The organism is Mesorhizobium sp. RCAM 05099 (assembly GCF_059683685.1).
On sequence record NZ_CM185035.1, the window covers coordinates 909,250 to 922,638 of the forward strand.

Below are 13,389 nucleotides of genomic sequence, written 5' to 3' on the forward strand. Positions count from 1 at the left end.
AACTTATGCGAAGGCGGATTCCGCCAAAGTGAAGGGCTTCATTCCGAGGCGGCATCATCGACCCCAAAAAAGTCAAGCCTTTCCGGGATCATATCCGTGGTCGCGTCGCTGTTCATTTCCTCGTGTGGCGGTGTCGAAACTCGCTGGGCGAACATTTCTCACGATCCCGAAAGAGCCGGGAAAAATAGAAGGCATCGTGTATGCCAACCGCCATGGCCACCGCCTCAACGGGTGAATCGGTGGTCACCAGCAATTGCTTGGCGAGGTCGAGCCGGATACGCAATTGGAATGCCTTGGGCGATAGCCCGGTGTGCAGTGTGAACTTGCGGCGCAAGGTCGCCGGCGACATTTTGAATTTCGCGGCGAACGCCTTGAAGTCAAGCGGTTCGACCGCGCGATTGCGCAGTTCCTCGACGGCGCGCTGAAAATCGGGATGGCTTTCGCTGTTGCCCCAACCATTCGCCTGCCGGGCGGCCCGCACGACCAATCGATGCACGGTGGCGGCGGCCTCCGCCTGACTTAGCGCGGTATCCAGGGACAGCTCGGCATACAGCCGGTCAAACAGCCGCTGCATGTCGCCGAGGTCGGACAAACGAACGACCGGCGCCTGTTCGACGATCAGCCGCATGCGCGTGAAATCGCGCGTCAAGGCACCTTCGAAGAGCGCCCAGCGCTCGGTCCATCCCGACTCGTCCGGCCCATAAGAATGCGCTTTGCCGGGGAACAGCCAGAACAGGCTGGGCGCCGCGATCGCCTGCTTGCCCGCAGCCCTGGTTTCCAGCCAGCCCTTGCCTTGCTCCACCAGCACTACGGCAAAATCCGGCAGCCTTCGCCCGACAATGGCTTGCTCGACACGATGGCGACCGACACCCGTCACCGACAAGCCGCCCATCGCGACCGAGGGCGACCGGTACAATGCCAATTGGCGATCAGGCATGAGCGAAAAGTCCAGGTTGAATCTTCTGTTCATGGCACTGGCCACCACAATAGGGCATTGTCAGCCCAGGCCGGAAGCCATGGTGATTGAAATGTCGATATCGCAGGCAAAATCAACATCGCGAGACGTTCCTCCAGTCGCCCTTGCTGCCAACGGCAAAGTGCTGTCGACGGCGACGAACCGGTTGGGATATCTCACCCCGACCGATCCCTCCGCCGGCATCGAGGCCATTCGCCATCTCTATGGGATGCAAGGCTATGTCTGGCTCAAAGGTCTGTTGCCACGCCGCAGCGTGATCGATTTTCGCGGCTGGGTGTTTTCGCATCTGGCGGATACCGGGCTGGTCATGCCTGGGCTCGATCCTGCGCTCGGCTTGGCGGCGGCCGGCGCATTCGACCGGCAACTGGCCGATCGCCGCATCATGTCGCTGGTCCGTTCAGCTGCCTATGAAGGCTTTTGCGCGCAACCGCCCTTGTCGCGTTTCATGGACGAATTCCTGGGCGGGCTGTCCTACCTGCACAAGCGAAAGATCATGCGTTTCACCCAGCCGGGATCGCCTGTCGCGACGCCGGCGCATTACGATCTTGTCTATCTGCGCGGCGGCACCAACCGTGTCGTTACGGCCTGGATACCCCTGGGCGACATTTCAGTTGATATGGGCGGCCTCGTCTATCTCGAGGGGTCGCATGCGATCGGCGCTGGCATGGAAGCCCGGTTCAACGAGAACAATGCCGGCCTGGATGCTCAGGAACGGATCAGCGCCTACAACCGCAACATGACCGAGGGCGGCTGGGTGTCGAAAGATCTGCCCGAAATGGCCGAGCGGTTTGATACGCGCTGGCTGATCGCGGATTTCGAGGCGGGCGACGTCGTGCTTCACTCGCCCTACATGATCCATGCCTCGACGACCAACCAGAGCGCAGACGGGCGAATCCGGCTGTCCACGGACATCCGTTTTCAAAACGTCGATGACGAAATCGACGCGCGGTGGGCGAACCACTGGAGTCTGGACGACATGCTCTAAGGCTGTATCGATATTCAGATGAGGCCGGCCTGCGAGTGCCGGTTTCCTCCGCTTCCGGTGCTCACGTACCTGAGTACGCTCCGCTCCGGTTCTCGGAAACCGCCACTCTCGGCGCGGCCTGACCTGAATCTCGACACACCCTAGGCGGCGCGCCGCACCTCAGACCACACGTCGCATACGGGCGGCAAAGAAGCCATCGAGCCCCGAGCGTTCCGGCGCGCCGAGGTCGAGATCGGCCGGCGTCGTGCGCAGCGTGCCTTGCGGCGTCAGGAACGGGTCGATGCCGGCAATCTCACCTTGATGCAGCGGATCGTCGACGACCGCCGCCGTCGCCTTGAGGAAGGCGCGATGCAGGTCTTCGCCCTCGAGCGGGTCGAGCGAACAGTTGGAAAAGACGATCCTGCCGCCGGGCTTGACGAGGGTGACCGCGCGGGCGAGCAGCCTGCGTTGCAGGTCCGCGAGCTTTTCGACATCGGCGGCCGTCTTGGTCCATGGCACGTCGGGATGCCGGCGCACCGTGCCGGTCGATGAGCACGGCGCGTCGAGAAGCACGGCGTCGAACAGTTCTTCCGGCTGGTATTTGAGCAGGTCGGCCTGGACGATGTCGGCGGACAGGCCGAGGCGGTCGAGATTCTGCGCCAGCCGCGCCAGCCTGTTCTTGGAAGTGTCGACCGCGGTGACCTTGGCGCCCGCGAGAATCAATTGGGCGGTCTTGCCGCCGGGGGCGGCGCAGAGATCGGCGACGCGCAGGCCCCTGACATCGCCGAACAGCCTTGCCGGAAGGCTGGCCGCCGCATCCTGAACCCACCAGGCGCCTTCGGCAAAGCCCGGCAATTCGGTGACGGAACCAGCAAGCTTCTCCACCCGCACCGTACCGGTCGGCAGGACGATGCCGCCAAGCTGTTCAGCCCAGAGTTGGGGATCGGCCTTGACCGAGAAGTCGACCGGCGCCTCGTGCCGATGCGCGGCGAGAATCTGTCTGGCCTTGTCAGCGCCGTAGGCGGCCTTCAGCCGGTCGGAGAACCATTTTGGCGCTTCGTCGGTGGCGGCAAGCGCGGCCGGCAGCTCGGCTTCCTTGGCGCGGGCAAGCGTGCGCAGCACGCCGTTGACCAGGCCGGAGAAACGCACGGTGCGCGGATCGGACTTGGCGTGGGTCACCGCGAGGTCGACGGCGGCGCTGTCGGGAATGTCGAGGAACAGGATCTGCGCGGCCGCCACATGCAAGATGTGCGACAGTGCGGTGGCGTTGGGCGGCAGCGGCTTTTCCAGGCGCCGCGCCAGCAGCCCCGTGATGGTCATGCGATAGCGCAGCGCGGTGACCAGGATGGCGCGGACCAGGCCACGGTCGCGCGGATCGAGCGCCTTGTATTGCGGGTGGCCGTTTTCGTGATCGGTCAGGCCGTCAAGCGGCGTCCTGGCGTCAATGACGGCGGCAAGCAGGCGCGCCGCCGCCTTGCGGGCGGCGAGGCCGGCGACGAATTCGCCACCCCTATCCTGTTCCTGATCGCTTGAAACGGTGCGCCGAGGTGCCCTGTCCGCCACGTTCACGACCACCGGCCCTTGGGCCCGGTCGGGTTGCGACCCCACGGGTTGGGTTTCGGCTTGGCCGGCTCCGCCGGCTGCTCCGGCCGCGCGGCCTGGTCCCACGGGCCTGAAGGCCGCTGTTCGTCCGCCTGCCGTGGTGTCGGGGCCTGGCGCGGGGCGGCCTGGGCGCCGCCGGCCGTCTGCCGCGCCATCGCCTGAAGGGCGGCGATGCGGTTCTCGGTGCTCGGGTGGGTGGAAAACAGACTGTCCATGCGCTCGCCGGAGAGAGGATTGATGATGAAGAGGTGGGCCATTGCCGGATTGCGCTCGGCATCGGGGTTGGGAATGCGTTCGGCGCCACGGGCGATCTTGTCAAGCGCGGACGCCAGCCAGAGCGGGTGTCCACAGATTTCGGCGCCGCGCCGGTCGGCTTCGTATTCGCGGGTGCGGCTGACCGCCATCTGCACGACCATCGCGGCAAAGGGCGCCACGATCATCGCCGCCAGCACGCCGACAAAGCCGAACGGGTTGTTGTTGTCGCGATTGCCGCCGAAGAAGAAGGCGAAATTGCCGAGCATCGAGATGGCGCCGGCAAAGGTCGCCACGATCGTCATCGTCAGCGTGTCGCGATGCTGGACGTGGGCGAGTTCATGCGCCATCACCGCGGCAACTTCCTCATGCGTCAGTGCCTGCAAAAGGCCGGTGGAGGCGCCGACCGCCGCATTCTGTGGGTTGCGGCCGGTGGCGAAGGCGTTCGGCTGCGCATTGTCGGTCAGATAGGTCTTCGGCATCGGCAGCCCGGCACGCTCGGCGAGGCCCTGGACGATGGCGTGGTATTCGGGCGCGCTTTTTTCGTCGACCTCGACAGCGTGGTTCATCGACAGCACCATCTTGTCGGCGTTCCAGTAGCTGAACAGATTGGTGCCGGCGGCGATCACCAGGGCGATCATCATGCCGCCCGATCCGCCGATCAGGAACCCGACACCCATGAACAGCGCGGTCATCGCGGCAAGAAGCATGGCGGTGCGAAGTGTGTTCATCGTCTGCTCCTATCCAGAGGGTGGCAAAAAGGGGTCGATCGTCGCGGGTTCATCGCTATATGATGGGAAACGCCAGGTCCCGTTTCAATCCGCCGGAAATATCGCATGAACGACGAAACCAGTAAAACGCCTGCCGGCCAAGGTGGCGACGCGCCGCAAAAAAAGCTGACGCCGGCCGCTCGCCGCGCGCTGGCCGAAGCCGAGGCCCGGCGGCAAGACTATCGCCAGAAGGAAGCAGCGATGCCGAAGGAAATCGGCGGCCGTGGCGGCAAGGAACCCGGTCGCTACGGCGACTGGGAGGTCAAGGGATTGACCAGCGATTTCTAGCGCCTGGTCTAGGCGGCGCTGCGCTGCGGCTCCAGCGCAATCCAGCCACGCTCGTCGATGGTGATGCCGATCGTGTCGTAACCAGCGATCGCGGCATGTTGCGTGGACAGCGGATGCTGGTGCGTGGCGTTGATGACCATGACCGCGGCCTCCGCGGCCTCGGCCGCCGCTATTCCGGCCGGAGCATCCTCGAATACGAGGCAATCACGCGCATCGAAGCCGAGCCGGTTCGCGCCGAGCCGGAAGCAATCGGGCGCCGGCTTGCCACGGGAAACATCTTCCGCCGCGACGAGGACGGAAGGGACGGGAATGCCGGCAGCCACCATGCGCAACAGCGCCAGCTCGCGTGGCGCTGAAGTCACGATCGCCCAGCGTTCAGGCGGCAGCGAGTTGAGAAACGCAGCGGCGCCGGCGATCTGAACGATGCCATCCAGATCGGCTGCTTCGGCCTTCAGCAGCAGATCGGCTTCATATGCCGGATCGACTCCCGGGAGTGCCAGGCCGGTAATCGTCTCGATCGCCCGCACGCCATGGATCGTCGGCAGGAACGCGGCGACGTCCAAGCCCTGCCGCCGTGCCCAATCGCTCCACACCCGTTCCGCCGATGCGATGGAATTGATGAGCGTGCCGTCCATATCGAAGAGGAAGGCGGCGAATTTTCTGCCTGCGAACATGGTTTTCCTTGAATCGGGGGGAACGCGTCGAGGGAAGGCCCCAACCGTAACGTCAAGGCGCGGGCATGGGAAGGCGCGGGCTGGACTTTTCAATCGGCCCAGGGAACCACGGCACCCCTCCCGCGTTTGAGCAAAACTGTTTTCCACGACGATCGAAGGGGACCCGCGATGCTGATCCGGCTCGGCTACGAAATCGCCATCGAATGCAGCGAGGCTACCCCGGTGATTTCCCTGCTCGAGATCCACAAGGACCGGCAGGCCGACATCAAGCGCCAGACGCGCGTGCTGACATCGCCTTCGGTGCCGACCACGCTCTACCATGACCTCCACGGCAATGCCTGCCGTCGTTTCACGGCGCCCGCTGGCGGTTTTCGCATCCTCTACGATGCCGTCGTCGAGGACAGCGGCGAGACGGACGAGGTCAATACGCTGGCCGGGGAAGTGCCGGTGGCGGAATTGCCCGACGAGGTACTCGGTTATCTCCTCGGCAGCCGCTATTGCGAGACCGATCATCTCAGCAATCTCGCCTGGCAACTGTTCGGCCATCTGCCGCCCGGCTGGGCACGGGTGCAGGCGATCGTCGACTATGTCCACAACCGCCTGTCCTTCGGCTATGGCTATGCCCGATCGACCCGCACGGCCGCGCAGGCGCATGAGGAGCGGGTCGGGGTCTGCCGCGACTTCGCTCATCTGGCGATCACGCTCTGCCGCTGCATGAACATTCCGGCGCGCTATGTGAACGGCTATCTTGGCGACATCGGCGTGCCGGTCGATCCGGCGCCGATGGATTTCTCGGCCTGGCTGGAAGTGTTCCTCGATGGCAAGTGGTACACGTTCGATGCCCGCCACAACACGCCGAGGATCGGCCGCGTCGTCATCGCGCGCGGCCGCGATGCCACCGACGTGCCGCTGCTGCACAGCTTTGGCCAGCATCGGCTCAACCTGTTCAAGGTGTGGACCTACGAACAGGACGGTAATCTGTTCAATCCGCCCTATCATGGCGTCGACAGGACCGTCAGCGCCCGGATGCTGGCCTAGCCTCCGGCGGTTGGCACCTGCTCCGAGTTCGTTCGCACGCCATTTTCTGGGTCCTGCGGCTTCGGGACAGCTGGTCCGCTTCGGCACACAGGCCCCGTGCCGCAACGGGACGTCATCGGGCCTTCCGCGATGCTTGGGTGTGGTCATGGTAAGCGTCTCGTAAACGCCGCCGCTGTCATGGCTTTTTCTTTACCAGTTGTTCACCTTCTTGCAGTCCGAAACCAAGCAAAAACAATGCGTTGCTTGTGAGCCTCTCGCTTGGTGGGGCGTAACGGCGTCATCCGGCTGGAATCCTGCATTGCCCTGCCTGCGGCGATAAGGCCGAGGCATGCGGAGGCGTTGGATGCGGAATTACGGGGGTCTTGTTCACGCGGTTGGCGGTTTCGCTAGACATCGCGGTGGAAATTTCGCGGTCCTGTTCGGCCTTGCCGCGTCGGTCTTGTCGCTGGGTGTTGGCTTTTCCGTCAACGTATCGCAGCTCTACAATGCCAAATCGAGCCTGCAGGGCGTGGTCGACGCGGCCGTGACGTCGACGGCGCGCGATCTGACGACCGGCGTCATCAAGGAAGCCGATGCCAACAAATCAGTGCAGACCTTTCTCGACGCCAACAGCCAGGCAGGCATCCTGCAGGCTGACCAGATCGTGCTGGACAAGCTGACGCTCGACAAGAACGCCAAGACGGTCCAGGCGGACGTCCATGTCGATGTCGCCTTGTTTTTCCCGATTCTTGGCATGGGCGACATGAAGCGCGTAGCCGCCTCCACGACGGCGCTCTATTCGGACAAGACCATCGAAGTGGCAATGATGCTCGATGTGACCGGTTCGATGGCCGGTCAAAAGATCAAGGATCTGAAGGCGGCGGCGAGCAATGCGGTGGACAGTTTCCTGGGCAACCAGGATCCGACCAGGCCCCGGGTGCGGGTTTCCATCGTGCCTTACGCCAATTCGGTCAATGCGGGTGCGCTCGCCGACAGCACAGTCTATGTCGAAACCAAAGCGAGCCAACGCAAGCAGGCGCCCGGCAACACGAGTGCACAACCTGCTTCGGCCTCGCCGCGCCCAGACAATTGCGCCACAGAACGCAAGGGTGCCGATCAGTATTCGGACGCGGGTCCTGGCTCGAGCATGGTCAACCGCGACTACCTGCTGTCGACCTTTGCCGCGAACACCCGGACCGCCGCTTGCCCGGCCGCGGCACTCGTCCCGTTGACGGCCGACGCCAGCGCCCTCAAGAACGTCATCAAGGATTTTGTCGCATCGGGCGGGACAGCCGGCCATATCGGCGTGCAGTGGACCTGGTACATGCTGTCGGAAAGCTGGGGCAGCGTGATGAAAGCCTCGGAGCGGCCAGCCAGGATGGATCCGAAGAAGGTCGCCAAATATGCGATCCTGATGACGGATGGTGAATTCAACCTGTCCTATTTCGACGCCAACACCGTCGGCGAGGTCTACAATGCCGCCGGCAAGGAACCGACCCGCACGGCGGCAAGGAAACTCTGCGCCGCCATGCGTGACAAAGGCATCGAAATCTTCACCATCGGCTTCAACCTCGAAGAGGCAAATGCCGAGGCGACCCTGCAGGATTGCGCCAGCACGGACAGCGGCTCGATCAAGCACTTCTATCAGGCCGCCAATGGTGCCGAACTGGACAACGCGTTTCAGACGATTGCCCGCAACATCGAGACCCTGGCGCTTACCAAGTAAGGGTTCGGCAAAGGAAAAGGCCGCCGCTTCTTTCGAAGCCGGCGGCCTTCCGTGTTTCCGTCCATGGCGCGGCCTGTGCCGGCGACCCGTGAGGTCACCCGCCGCGCATCTCGCGCCTTAACGGGAAGACTGCTTCCCGAAAGTGCAATCCGCTGAGGCCACGTTCTGGAAAACGAAATCACTCGACATCGGATCACCTCCTTTCGATTTGTTGAACACGCACAGATGATGGGGTGTCATTTGGAAAATGGCAAGGCGTCACCCTCAAAAAGCCGGGTGGCGTGTCTTTCCAGACGGGCCGGCTTGCAGTTCAGGGGCAAAGAGACAACAGTGTTGCCCTCGCTTCGGGAGGAAGCATGGACGCCACCGACAAGGCCGCGCGGATCGTTCGAACGGTCGTTGAAACGCTGAAGCCGGGCTTTGCGGTCAAGCTGTGGACCGGCGAGAGGATTGGCCCCGCCACCGGCCCGGTGCTCACCATCAACGACCAGGATATTGCCTGGCAGATCATTCGCCGCCCCTCCTTCTCGACGCTGATCGAGATGTGGATTTCCAAGGCGGTCGATGTCGAAGACGGATCGCTGTTTGATTTCTACGCCCTGCCTTCGCAAGGCAAGCTCAGGTCGAAACTCAAGGCACTGCCGAAACTGGCGATCCTGCGCGACTTGCCCGCAGTTCTGTTTTCGAGAAAGCAGATGACAACGCGGGTCGATCTTGCCGGACGAAACCCTTTCGTCAGCGGATCGAGCAAGGAGGCGATCCAGCACCACTATGACATCTCGAACGCCTTCTATCGGCTCTTCCTCGACGAACGCATGGTCTACAGCTGCGGTTACTTCAAGGATTTCGCCAACGGCATCGATGAGGCGCAGGCCGACAAGCTCGACCACATCTGCCGCAAGCTGCGGCTGAAGCCCGGTGAAAGATTGCTCGACATAGGCTGCGGCTGGGGAGCGATGCTGATCCATGCCGCGAAGAATTATGGCGTCACCGGCCACGGCGTCTCGCTGTCTGAAGCCCAGACGAAACTTGCCCGTGAGCGCATTCGCGCCGAGGGGCTGGAGGACAAGATCACCATCGAGATAAAATCCTACGCCGAGCTCACTGGCACCTTCGACAAGATATCGTCGGTCGGCATGTTCGAGCATCTGGGGCTCGCCAACCATGCCGCCTACTTCTCCACCATCCACCGGCTGCTGAAGCCGGGTGGCATCTATCTGCACCACGCCATCACCAGGCGCAGCAAGGGCGACATGAAGAAGACCCTGCGCAAGGGGCCGGAATACAAGGCGCTGATCAAATACATCTTCCCCGGCGGTGAACTCGACACGATCGGCATGACGCTCGGCAATCTCGAGGCGCACGGCTTCCTCGTCCACGACGTCGAGAATCTGCGCGAGCACTATGCGCGCACCTGCAGGCTGTGGGCCGAGCGCCTTCATGCACGATTCGACGAGGCGATCGCCGAGGTCGGCGAGGCCAAGGCGCGTCTCTGGCTGCTCTACCTGACAGGCTGTTCGATCACGTTCGAACGCGCTTCGGCGCAGATTTTCCAGACTGTCGCCACCAGGCGCGCGCGCGGCCCGAGCGGCCTGCCGCCGACGCGGGCGGATCTGTACCGGTAGCCTACAAGAAGCGCATCGCGTCGCCGACCTCGACGTTGGCCGGCCGATCGACCATGCAGTAGACGCCGAGATTGTGCGCGTTGTGGCGAACCAGATTGCGCAGGACCGCCGGGTCGTGATCGAAGCCATCCTGGGCGATGATGGTGAAACCGCAGCGGCGGCAGGGTTCTGAGATGGTCAACAGCAATTCGCCGATCGCGAGCTTGCGGCCGATCCATTCCGTCTCCGGAAACGAGCCTTCCACCGCAGCCATGTCGACGACGATGTTCGGCCGAAAGCGACGCGGGTCGGCGGCCCCCTCCGGATGCAGCGTCTCTAGCCGCGCCAGCGACGCCGTGGTCAGAAGGTGGATCGGAGCCTTGCGATAGCGTTCCGTCGTCAGCGGGCCGGAGTAGCCGGCGGCAGCGTACTCCCTGCGAAACGGCCGGATCGAGGCTTCGATGCCGAGATAGTCCGATACTGACCGATCGCTTTCGGCGCCGGGGGCCGGCAGCCAATCGCCGCCCGGCACGGCCACTTCGAGTTCGCGGTTGCCTGTCAGCCGGGTGCGGATGCGTGGCACTTTATGCCATTTCGCATCTCGATCCGGCCGTGCGATCTCATTGTCGGTGGCATCGACCAGGCCGAACATGCGGTCGCCGACGATGCCTTCGACCTCGATCGAGATCGCCTCCAGGCGCTCGCCGGCAAGCGAACTCGCCGGATAGCGCCAGAGCTCGCTTACAGTGCCCAGCAAAGCCTCGTCCCGCATCAGTCCTTCTTGTTCTGCCGGTTGGCGATCAGATCGTCGACGACGGCCGGATCGGCCAGCGTCGAGGTGTCGCCAAGCGCGGCAAAATCGTCCTCGGCGATCTTGCGCAGGATGCGGCGCATGATCTTGCCGGAACGTGTCTTCGGCAGGCCGGGCGCGAACTGGATCTTGTCGGGTGAAGCGATGGCGCCGATCTCCTTGCGGACATGGGCGACAAGCTCCTTGCGCAGTTCCTCGCTGGGCGGCGCTCCGGCCATCAGCGTGACGTAGCAATAGATGCCCTGGCCCTTGATGTCGTGGGGGTAACCGACGACGGCGGCTTCGGAAACCTTGTCGTGGCTGACGAGCGCGGATTCGACTTCCGCCGTACCCATGCGATGGCCGGAGACGTTGATGACGTCGTCAACGCGGCCGGTGATCCAGTAATAGCCGTCGGCGTCACGGCGGCAGCCGTCACCGGTGAAGTACTTGCCCTTGTAGGTGGAAAAATAGGTCTGCTCGAAGCGCTCGTGATCGCCATAGACGGTGCGCATCTGGCCAGGCCAGGAATCGGTGATGCACAGATTGCCGTCGGCCGCCCCTTCCAGCACCTTGCCTTCGCCGTCGACCAGCTGCGGCTGGACGCCGAAGAAGGGCCGTGTCGCCGAGCCTGCCTTGAGGTCGGTCGCGCCCGGCAGCGGCGTGATCAGGATGCCGCCGGTCTCGGTCTGCCACCAGGTGTCGACGATCGGCACCTTGCCGTTGCCGATGACGTTGAAATACCACTCCCAGGCTTCCGGATTGATCGGCTCGCCGACTGAACCCAGCACGCGCAGCGATTTGCGCGAGGTCTTGGTGACATGGCTGTCCCCTGCGCCCATCAGCGCGCGCAGCGCCGTCGGCGCGGTGTAGAAGATGTTGACCTTGTGCTTGTCGATGACTTCCCAGAAGCGGGCCTGCGACGGATAGTTCGGCACGCCTTCGAACATCAGCGTGGTGGCGCCATTGGCGAGCGGACCGTAGACGATGTAGCTGTGGCCGGTAACCCAGCCGACATCGGCGGTGCACCAGTAGATGTCGCCGTCATGATAGTCGAAGACATATTGGTGCGTCATCGACGCGTAGACGAGGTAGCCGGCGGTGGTGTGCAGCACGCCTTTCGGCTTGCCGGTCGAACCGGAGGTGTAAAGGATGAACAGCGGGTCTTCCGCCTTCATCTTCTCCGGCTTGCACTCTGCCTTCACCGTCGCGACCTCGTCGTGGTACCAGACGTCGCGCCCTGGCGCCCAGCCGACCTTGCCGCCGGTGCGGCGCACGACAAGGACGTTCTTCACCATGACGAAGTTCTTCGCGGCGATGTCGATCGCCTTGTCGGTGTTCTCCTTCAGCGGAATGGCCTTGCCGCCGCGCAGGCCTTCATCGGCGGTGATGACGAAGGTCGATTCGCAGTCGACGATGCGGCCGGCCAAAGCGTCCGGCGAAAAGCCGCCGAAGACGATCGAATGGATCGCGCCGATGCGCGTGCAGGCGAGCATCGCATAGGCGGCTTCCGGGATCATCGGCATGTAGATGGTGACGCGGTCGCCCTTCTTGACGCCGTGCTTCTTCATCACATTGGCGAGGCGGCAGACATGCTCGTGGAGCTCGTTGTAGGTGATCTTCTTGTCGTCGTAGGGGTTGTCGCCTTCCCAGATGATGGCGGTCTGGTTGCCGCGCTTCTTCAGGTGCCGGTCGATGCAGTTATAGGAAACATTGGTCAGCCCGTCCTCGAACCATTTGATCGAGATCTTGCCGTCGAAGGAGGTGTTCTTGACCTTGCTGTAGGGCTTGAACCAGTCGATGCGCTTGCCGTGCTTGCCCCAGAACTTGTCCGGGTTCTTGACGCTGTCGGCGTACCATTTCAGGTAGGTGTCATTATCGATCAGCGCGTTCTTCTTCCACGCCGGCTGGACGCGATGGACATGCACATCGGACATTTTTCACTTTCCTCCCGAACCAAACCGCCGGCTTGAAACGCCGGCGGGGATCACGGCGACGCGGCCGCGAATTCGGCGGCATTATTACCAGTTCCGCGGTGACGGCAACATTAGACGTTGGATTCGCGTGGCGGGATGCCGCAGGCGCGCTCTAAGACGCTGTCAGCACTCGACGAAGGCCGCTGCTAACTGCATGTTTTTGCGCGGAAAATCCGCTGACGATCAGGAAAAATCAATAGACAGTTAAGCAACGGCGCGCACAATCGCGCGTTGGGAGGAAAGGAGAATCAACCTGGGGACCGCCATGCGCGACCATTCCGAAATGGACCTGATGCTCAAAGGCTACGGCTTGACCACGGCCAAGATTCTTTATCATTTCCCCGACCATCCGCATCTGCTGCAGAGCTTCATCTGGCAGGACTACGACCTGGCGCCGAAGTTTCCGGTGCTGATCCGGTTCATCGAATTCTGGAAGGCCAGGCTCGACGGACCACTGCATTCAGTCAGCTACACGCACCAGAAGCTGATCGCGCCGAACGAATGGCGCAAGGTGGATGGCGAGTTCGTGCTGCATTAGGGGCTGTAGCGCAGGCATTTTTGTCGACCGGAAGTGATTGGCGGAAACGCCCATCACTTCGTCATCCACGGGCGGAGCAAGGAGCGTAGCGACGCGGCGCAGACCCGAGGATCCATGCCGCGACTTCCGAGCGCCGTGGCGGTCCAGAATTCTGCTCCGCCGCGATCTTCGACCAAGTTCACGGCATGGATCCTCGGGTCTTCGCGACGCCG

General features: G+C 63.0%; 12 protein-coding genes. 6 read left to right on the forward strand and 6 right to left on the reverse strand.

Annotated elements, in window-relative coordinates; translation table 11 throughout:
* Positions 1-112 precede the first annotated feature (112 nt).
* Entirely contained in the window at positions 113-937 is an 825-nt protein-coding gene (locus AC56QQ_RS04460; protein ID WP_497128881.1) for a helix-turn-helix transcriptional regulator, read from the reverse strand.
* 91 nt (positions 938-1,028) lie between these two features.
* Here AC56QQ_RS04460 and AC56QQ_RS04465 point away from each other — a divergent pair, with 91 nt between their 5' ends.
* On the forward strand, positions 1,029-1,961 hold the full coding sequence (locus AC56QQ_RS04465; protein ID WP_497125717.1) for a phytanoyl-CoA dioxygenase family protein: 933 nt from the start codon (positions 1,029-1,031) through the stop codon (positions 1,959-1,961).
* A 159-nt stretch (positions 1,962-2,120) separates the two neighbouring features.
* Here the strand turns inward: AC56QQ_RS04465 and AC56QQ_RS04470 are convergent, their stop codons facing one another.
* Both AC56QQ_RS04470 and htpX read right to left on the reverse strand, forming a co-directional pair.
* On the reverse strand, positions 2,121-3,509 hold the full coding sequence (locus AC56QQ_RS04470) for an RsmB/NOP family class I SAM-dependent RNA methyltransferase (RefSeq protein WP_497125718.1): 1,389 nt from the start codon (positions 3,507-3,509) through the stop codon (positions 2,121-2,123).
* On the reverse strand, positions 3,506-4,525 hold the full coding sequence (gene htpX, locus AC56QQ_RS04475) for a zinc metalloprotease HtpX (RefSeq protein ID WP_497125719.1): 1,020 nt from the start codon (positions 4,523-4,525) through the stop codon (positions 3,506-3,508). Before htpX ends, AC56QQ_RS04470 begins: the two co-directional genes overlap by 4 nt.
* A 105-nt stretch (positions 4,526-4,630) precedes the next feature.
* Between htpX and AC56QQ_RS04480 the strand changes: the two genes are divergently transcribed.
* Complete coding sequence (locus AC56QQ_RS04480; RefSeq protein ID WP_256751897.1) at positions 4,631-4,852, forward strand: DUF1674 domain-containing protein; 222 nt, start codon at positions 4,631-4,633, stop codon at positions 4,850-4,852.
* 8 nt (positions 4,853-4,860) lie between these two features.
* Here AC56QQ_RS04480 and AC56QQ_RS04485 read toward each other — a convergent pair whose 3' ends face one another.
* Positions 4,861-5,526 (reverse strand): HAD-IA family hydrolase, encoded by a 666-nt coding sequence (locus tag AC56QQ_RS04485; RefSeq protein ID WP_497125720.1) that lies wholly within the window; start codon positions 5,524-5,526, stop codon positions 4,861-4,863.
* Positions 5,527-5,694: 168 nt separating this feature from the next.
* On the opposite strand from AC56QQ_RS04485, the gene AC56QQ_RS04490 reads away from it, so the two are divergent.
* The 3 genes from AC56QQ_RS04490 to AC56QQ_RS04500 all read left to right on the forward strand — a co-directional run bounded on the left by AC56QQ_RS04490 (position 5,695) and on the right by AC56QQ_RS04500 (position 9,894).
* Positions 5,695-6,564 (forward strand): transglutaminase-like domain-containing protein, encoded by an 870-nt coding sequence (locus tag AC56QQ_RS04490; RefSeq protein WP_497125721.1) that lies wholly within the window; start codon positions 5,695-5,697, stop codon positions 6,562-6,564.
* Positions 6,565-6,907: 343 nt separating this feature from the next.
* Positions 6,908-8,269 (forward strand): vWA domain-containing protein, encoded by a 1,362-nt coding sequence (locus tag AC56QQ_RS04495; protein WP_497125722.1) that lies wholly within the window; start codon positions 6,908-6,910, stop codon positions 8,267-8,269.
* Between the two features lie 356 nt (positions 8,270-8,625).
* On the forward strand, positions 8,626-9,894 hold the full coding sequence (locus AC56QQ_RS04500) for a class I SAM-dependent methyltransferase (RefSeq protein ID WP_497125723.1): 1,269 nt from the start codon (positions 8,626-8,628) through the stop codon (positions 9,892-9,894).
* Position 9,895: 1 nt separating this feature from the next.
* Here AC56QQ_RS04500 and AC56QQ_RS04505 read toward each other — a convergent pair whose 3' ends face one another.
* Both AC56QQ_RS04505 and acs read right to left on the reverse strand, forming a co-directional pair.
* Complete coding sequence (locus AC56QQ_RS04505) at positions 9,896-10,645, reverse strand: MOSC domain-containing protein (protein WP_497125724.1); 750 nt, start codon at positions 10,643-10,645, stop codon at positions 9,896-9,898.
* The gene (acs, locus tag AC56QQ_RS04510; protein ID WP_497125725.1) at positions 10,645-12,600 is read right to left on the reverse strand and encodes an acetate--CoA ligase; all 1,956 of its coding nucleotides are present in this window, start codon (positions 12,598-12,600) and stop codon (positions 10,645-10,647) included. The genes AC56QQ_RS04505 and acs overlap by 1 nt, the downstream gene beginning before the upstream one ends.
* 304 nt (positions 12,601-12,904) lie before the next feature.
* Here acs and AC56QQ_RS04515 point away from each other — a divergent pair, with 304 nt between their 5' ends.
* Positions 12,905-13,177, forward strand: coding sequence for an usg protein (locus AC56QQ_RS04515; RefSeq protein ID WP_091576148.1), 273 nt, complete (start codon positions 12,905-12,907; stop codon positions 13,175-13,177).
* Positions 13,178-13,389: the final 212 nt, after the last annotated feature.

What these genes read in the sequence shown, in the direction of transcription:
- acs (WP_497125725.1), bottom strand. Translation starts at nt 12,600, where the DNA reads ATGTCCGATGTGCATGTCCATCGCGTCCAGCCGGCGTGGAAGAAGAAC.
- AC56QQ_RS04495 (WP_497125722.1), top strand. Translation starts at nt 6,908, where the DNA reads ATGCGGAATTACGGGGGTCTTGTTCACGCGGTTGGCGGTTTCGCTAGA.
- AC56QQ_RS04465 (WP_497125717.1), top strand. Translation starts at nt 1,029, where the DNA reads ATGTCGATATCGCAGGCAAAATCAACATCGCGAGACGTTCCTCCAGTC.
- AC56QQ_RS04515 (WP_091576148.1), top strand. Translation starts at nt 12,905, where the DNA reads ATGCGCGACCATTCCGAAATGGACCTGATGCTCAAAGGCTACGGCTTG.
- AC56QQ_RS04490 (WP_497125721.1), top strand. Translation starts at nt 5,695, where the DNA reads ATGCTGATCCGGCTCGGCTACGAAATCGCCATCGAATGCAGCGAGGCT.
- AC56QQ_RS04485 (WP_497125720.1), bottom strand. Translation starts at nt 5,526, where the DNA reads ATGTTCGCAGGCAGAAAATTCGCCGCCTTCCTCTTCGATATGGACGGC.
- AC56QQ_RS04500 (WP_497125723.1), top strand. Translation starts at nt 8,626, where the DNA reads ATGGACGCCACCGACAAGGCCGCGCGGATCGTTCGAACGGTCGTTGAA.
- htpX (WP_497125719.1), bottom strand. Translation starts at nt 4,525, where the DNA reads ATGAACACACTTCGCACCGCCATGCTTCTTGCCGCGATGACCGCGCTG.
- AC56QQ_RS04480 (WP_256751897.1), top strand. Translation starts at nt 4,631, where the DNA reads ATGAACGACGAAACCAGTAAAACGCCTGCCGGCCAAGGTGGCGACGCG.
- AC56QQ_RS04505 (WP_497125724.1), bottom strand. Translation starts at nt 10,645, where the DNA reads ATGCGGGACGAGGCTTTGCTGGGCACTGTAAGCGAGCTCTGGCGCTAT.
- AC56QQ_RS04460 (WP_497128881.1), bottom strand. Translation starts at nt 937, where the DNA reads ATGCCTGATCGCCAATTGGCATTGTACCGGTCGCCCTCGGTCGCGATG.